Genomic DNA, 3,699 nt, shown 5'->3' on the forward strand with positions numbered 1-3,699 from the left:
TGCACCGGATGACCAACGAAGGCGGCTCGGTTCCCGAGGAGTGGCGGCTGGAGTACGTGGCCGATCGGGTACGGACATTTGGAACCGCGTTTCTGGGCCTGACTTTAGAGTGCGCACGCTGCCACGATCACAAGTACGATCCCATCAAGCAGAGTGATTTCTATAGCCTCTCCGCCTTCTTCAACTCCATTGATGAGCACGGACTCTACGACTCAGGCAGTATCACCCCAACCCCCTCAGTGCTGCTGCCCACGCCCGAGCAAGAGAAGGCACTGGAGCAGGCAAAGCGGGAAGTAGCCGAGGCCGAGAAAGCGCTGGACGAGACAAAGAAGGCGCGGGAAAGTGCGTTTCAGGCATGGCAGGCGACCAACCCCACCGTTACCCGCCCTGATCTCGTGTCGCAGTTTAGCTTCGAGACGCTAGACGGCGTGCCGCACGTGGATAACGTCCCGCTGGTCGAGGGCAAAATCGGCAAGGCGGCGCAGCTCGATGGGGAGAACAACATCAACCTGGGCGAGAAGGCACGCTTCACGCGGCATACGCCGTTTACGATTGACTTCTGGATGCGCGATGCACGACTACTCAAAGACCCCGTTGTCGTCTACACCTCCAGCGCGGGCACCGATGCCGGGCCTTACGGCTACGACCTGATGATCGAGAACGGGATTCTGCAAGCGCGGATGATGCGCCACTGGCCCGGCAATGCTCTTGCGATCCGGGCTACCAGCCCGGTGCCTGCCAACGAGTGGGTGCGTGTGAGCGTCACCTACGATGGCTCCAGTACCGCCGCAGGCATGAAACTCTATGTAAACGGCGCACTCGCCCGCACGACAGTTCTGCGGGATCATCTTTGGAAAGGCACGGGAACCCATGCGCTTGCCTTTGGGCAGCGCTTCCGCGACCGAGGCTTCAAAGGCGGCCTGATTGACGAACTCTCGATCTACAGCCGTGCGCTGACCCCGCTGGAACTTGCCGGGGGAGCCAGCCAGCCCTTGGATCAGCTCCGTGAGTACTACTTCGCTGCTTTTGATCCCGAGACCCGCACCGCCCAAGCTAAACTCACCGCCGCACGCGAGAAAATCTGGCGTGCCGAGGACCCGATTCAGGAAGTGATGGCGATGGAGGAACTGCCCTCCCCGCGCCCGAGCTACGTCCTGGCTCGTGGTGCCTACGACGCGCCCAAGACCGATAAAAACCGTGTCGGTCGCACCACCCCCGCCTTTCTTCCCCCCCTTCGCGAAGCCGGAGGGGGGACGGCGAGGAACGAGCCAGGGGGGAGGTTAGCACTGGCAAAGTGGCTCGTGCGGCCAGATCACCCCCTCACGGCCCGTGTGGCGGTCAATCGCCTCTGGCAGCAGTTCTTTGGGCGTGGCCTTGTGGAGACAAGCGAAGATTTCGGGATTCAGGGGCGATTGCCTAGCCACCCTGAGCTACTAGACTTTCTGGCGAGAGACTTCCAGCGCGACTGGGATGTCAAACGCTTTGTCAGGCAGCTCGTGCTCAGCCAGACCTACCGCCAGAAAAGTGCGCAGCGGCTTGAGTTGCAGAAGCGCGACCCGCAGAATGTTTTATTCGCCCGTGCTCCCAGCTATCGTCTGTCGGCGGAGACCATTCGCGATGTGGCGCTGGCGGCAAGTGGGTTACTGGACACAAAGCTCGGCGGCCCGCCCGTGAGCCCGTACCAGCCTGGGGATCTGTGGCGCGAGGCCAATTCCATGAGCCCTGCGTACCGGCAAAGTATTGGGGGCGATCTCTACCGGCGCAGCGTCTACACGGTCTGGAAACGCACGGCTCCATTGCCCAACATGATGGCCTTTGATGCCAGTGGGCGCGAGGTGTGCACGGCGCGGCGGCAGAACACGAGCACGCCGCTTCAAGCATTGGTTCTTCTCAATGATCCGCAGTTTGTTGAGGCAGCCCGCGTGTTAGGCGAGAAAATCGTTCGCGACGGGGGCACGACCGATACCCAGCGCGTTGTCTTCGCTTTCCGAACCCTCGCCACCCGCTTTCCCACGCCCACGGAGGTGCGACTTTTGGAGCAGCTCTACGCCACCGAGCGCCAGCTCTTCACCGCTGATCCTGCTGGCGCGGCAAAGCTCCTGACAGTGGGGGAGAAGAAAACCGACCCCGCACTCAATCCCATCGAGGTCGCCTGCGCCACCGCAGTGGCACAGGCGATTCTCAATCTGGACACGACAATCTGGAAACGCTGACCGAGAAGTTTTGGGTTCTAGAAGTCGGGGGCGCTGGAGAGAATGTCTAGCACCTGGGGGTAGAGCCTCTCGCTCGTGGCGAAGAAGTCTCGCCCGTAGATATCACTCTCGCCCTTCCAGGTGGAGCAGCGGCCACCGGCTTCGGCGAAGATCACGGGCATCGGACCCACATCCCAAGGGCTCTTGACAGGGTCCAGCATGATATCGAGCTGGCCCATCGCCACGCGTGCGTAGCCAAATGCATCGCCCCATGTGCGCTGAAGATAAGTCTTCTCCGTAAGCTTGGCAAACGCCTCGGAGCGCTTCTGGGAGCGCACAATAGACGAACAGACAACCACGGCCTGCTCCAGCGGCTTATCGGCGACCCGGCAAGTGCGACCATTGATCGTGCAGCCCAGCCCCTTACCGGCGGCGATCATCTCGTCGAGTGCCGGCAGATAGATCACCCCGGCGACGATCTCCCCCTCGCGCTCCACCCCGATCAACGTGCCGTAGAGTGGGACGCCCGCCACGAAGGCTTTGGTGCCATCAATGGGGTCGCAGATCCAGCGAAAAGGAGCCGTTCCCTCCGAAGCGCCTTCTTCTTCCCCCAGAATCGCATGATCCGGGAAGTGGGAGAGAATACACTCGCGCAGAACCCGCTCGCCCTCTTTGTCCGCAATCGTGACAGGAGTATTGTCGCCCTTCATCTCCGCAAGAACGCCCGTATTGAAGTAGGCGAGCGTCCGCTTGCCACAGAGATAGGCTGCCTCTTTGGCGACCCGCAGTAAGTTATCCGTTGTCGGTTCCAGTGTCTTGTTCCTTTGTTTTAGATTCTTCGTTCGTTTTACGGTCTTCGTCGGCTCTTTTTTGGCGCCATTTTGCTAGCAGGTTCCACCAGGGAAGGGAGGATGTCGTCTGCATCCCCAGCGCCTGCCGTGCTAGATTCCCGCCCGGCACGAGCTTGGTGCCCGTGTCAACCGCTTCTTTTCCCGCCCGGCGCAGAAAATCCCGCCGTGAGAGAGGTTCTTTGTTTTTTTCTGTTTCTTCGCTCATGAGTTCTCTTTCAAGCGCTCTAGCTCCGCCAGAAGCTCTGTGACACGCGCCTCGGCAGAATCAGCTCGCTGTTTTTCACGGGCAGCCTGGCGGCGTAGCTCGCTGGGGGTGGGCAGGAGAGTAAAAGTTGTCGGGTCATAGAAGCGCAGCCGCGTTCCTTCGCCGAACAGCTCCAGATAGAGCGCCTCACTAAAAAGACGCCCCTCGGTGTGCGCAATCGGCTGGTAGTGGCCCGCCTCACCCAAACGAAAACCGCGCAGCCGCTGGTCTTTGAGGTGTGTTCCGGTCGGATCAAAGAGAAAGTACTCGTGGATACCAAGGCGCTCGTAGAGTGCGTACTTGGTGACAATATCCTCGTTTTTGGTCTTCCTGCTGGTAATCTCAATTACCACTGAGGGCAGGCGTCCGTCTTCTTCCCAGCACTTGTAGGAGTTGCGCTGGCGCATCGCCG

The 3,699-nt window shown here is 60.5% G+C and carries 4 protein-coding genes; 1 reads left to right on the forward strand and 3 read right to left on the reverse strand.

What is annotated here, in order from left to right; translation table 11 throughout:
- A partial coding sequence (locus tag ACH2EH_RS16620; RefSeq protein ID WP_395143297.1) for a DUF1553 domain-containing protein occupies positions 1 to 2,213 on the forward strand: 2,213 nt, incomplete at its 5' end.
- 17 nt (positions 2,214 to 2,230) lie between these two features.
- Here the strand turns inward: ACH2EH_RS16620 and ACH2EH_RS16625 are convergent.
- From ACH2EH_RS16625 to ACH2EH_RS16635, 3 genes are all read right to left on the reverse strand, one after another.
- Positions 2,231 to 3,004 (reverse strand): inositol monophosphatase family protein, encoded by a 774-nt coding sequence (locus ACH2EH_RS16625; RefSeq protein ID WP_395143302.1) that lies wholly within the window; start codon positions 3,002 to 3,004, stop codon positions 2,231 to 2,233.
- Positions 2,985 to 3,248 (reverse strand): hypothetical protein, encoded by a 264-nt coding sequence (locus tag ACH2EH_RS16630; protein ID WP_395143299.1) that lies wholly within the window; start codon positions 3,246 to 3,248, stop codon positions 2,985 to 2,987. The genes ACH2EH_RS16625 and ACH2EH_RS16630 overlap by 20 nt, the downstream gene beginning before the upstream one ends.
- Positions 3,245 to 3,699 (reverse strand): Uma2 family endonuclease (locus ACH2EH_RS16635; protein ID WP_395143300.1); only part of this gene is annotated, 455 nt, incomplete at its 5' end. The genes ACH2EH_RS16630 and ACH2EH_RS16635, both read right to left, overlap by 4 nt.

The sequence above is a fragment of the Armatimonas sp. genome (genome assembly GCF_043760365.1).
GTDB lineage: Bacteria > Armatimonadota > Armatimonadia > Armatimonadales > Armatimonadaceae > Armatimonas.

Coding starts and splice junctions, on each gene's coding strand:
- ACH2EH_RS16630 (WP_395143299.1), bottom strand. CDS start 3,248: ATGAGCGAAGAAACAGAAAAAAACAAAGAACCTCTCTCACGGCGGGAT.